General features: G+C 59.8%; 1 protein-coding gene and 2 pseudogenes. All 3 read left to right on the top strand.

Annotated features, from left to right (window positions below; translation table 11 throughout):
• Positions 1 to 224 precede the first annotated feature (224 nt).
• Positions 225 to 464: pseudogene (locus K309_RS41405) on the top strand (helix-turn-helix domain-containing protein); the annotation flags it as partial.
• Positions 440 to 916 (top strand): IS4/Tn5 family transposase DNA-binding protein, encoded by a 477-nt coding sequence (locus tag K309_RS43710; protein WP_232232662.1) that lies wholly within the window; start codon positions 440 to 442, stop codon positions 914 to 916. The pseudogene K309_RS41405 and the gene K309_RS43710, both read left to right, overlap by 25 nt.
• 89 nt (positions 917 to 1005) lie before the next feature.
• Positions 1006 to 1340, top strand: a pseudogene (locus K309_RS43705) (IS4 family transposase); the annotation flags it as partial.

Below are 1340 nucleotides of genomic sequence, written 5' to 3'. Positions count from 1 at the left end.
TACCTCGCAGGCTGTTGAAATAGCTTCCGCCGTTGTCATCGGATCGGGCGGTAGACGTTGAAACAAGAGGCTATGTCGGGATAGTGGGATTATTGAGATTTACCTAATCATGACAACGGATTTAGGGCTGGCGCGTTTTGTGGCTAATGGGTTGATTGGAGATACGCGCCGTGTCAAAGAAGCCGTTAGACGATGCAACGAAGAAGCGCTTGCGAGCTGGTCGGATGCTGTTGGCTCGACCAGCCGACGTGGCCTTGGCCGTGGGGGTAGCCCGACAAACTGTGTACACGTGGAAAGCTCTGCTCGATGAAGGCGGAATTGATGGGCTACGGGCTATGCCAGGTCGAGGCCGCCCTGCCAAGCTCGAGCCGGAGCAATTGGCCGAGTTACGCGGGACGCTGCTGCAAAGCCCGACTGCGCATGGTTTTGGTACCGAGCTATGGACACTCAAGAGAGTCGGTTCGCTCATCAAGCGGACGTATTGCGTCGGGCATGGGTGGACGAGGAATGCGAGAGTCTGGATCTTGGTGATCCGCGGCGCAATCGGCGCGCCAAGGAACTGCTCAAGCGGTTTGCAGCTCTTCCGACGGCGAGTATTCCCGGTGCGTGCGATGACTGTTCGCAAACCATTAAGGCGTCTCGGTTTGTCAGCAATGAGCAGATCGATTGGCCAGACGTGATGCGACCGCATTGGGAGCGCACGACAGCAATGGCAGGTAAGTTTCCAGTGGGGCTGTGCCACCGAGTTGAACCTCAATGGCCAGGAAATGGAGGGGCTGGGGCCGTTGAGCTACGAAACCCAGCGGGGGATGTATCTCCATCGGACCTATGCGGTGACGCCCGATCGCGAGCCACTGGGGGTGATCGATGCCTGGATGTGGACTCGAGAGCCGAAGGATGCCGACGGCAATCGTAACGGGACCAAGGAAAGCGTACGCTGGATTGAGGGGTACCAACGGGTTGCGGAGCAAGCCGCGCTGCTGCCCCCAGACACGGCTAGTGTATGTGACGGACCGCGAGCGTGACATCGCCGAGCTGATGGCGCGCGCCCAGAAACTTGGCCAACCGGCCGACTGGTTGATCCGCAGCCAACACAACCGCAATCTGGCCGATGGCGGCAATTTGTGGGATAGTGTCGGAGCTAGCCCGGTGCTTGGGGAAATCACCTTTGTCTTGCCGGGGCGTGCAGGCCAGAAGGCGCGCGAGGTCCAACAGGAGCTACGCGCCCAACGTGTGAAGTTGCCGGGTCTGGTCGGGGCGGAGTTCACCTGTGTAGAGGCAACGGAGATCGGAGCGCCCGCAGGCGTCAAGCCAGTGGTTTGGCGGTTGTTGACGAACCG

The sequence above is a fragment of the Cupriavidus phytohabitans genome, assembly GCF_000426345.1.
Lineage (GTDB): Bacteria > Pseudomonadota > Gammaproteobacteria > Burkholderiales > Burkholderiaceae > Cupriavidus.
Note: the sequence above shows the minus strand (reverse complement) of the source record. Positions and strands in the feature narration are given on the sequence as shown.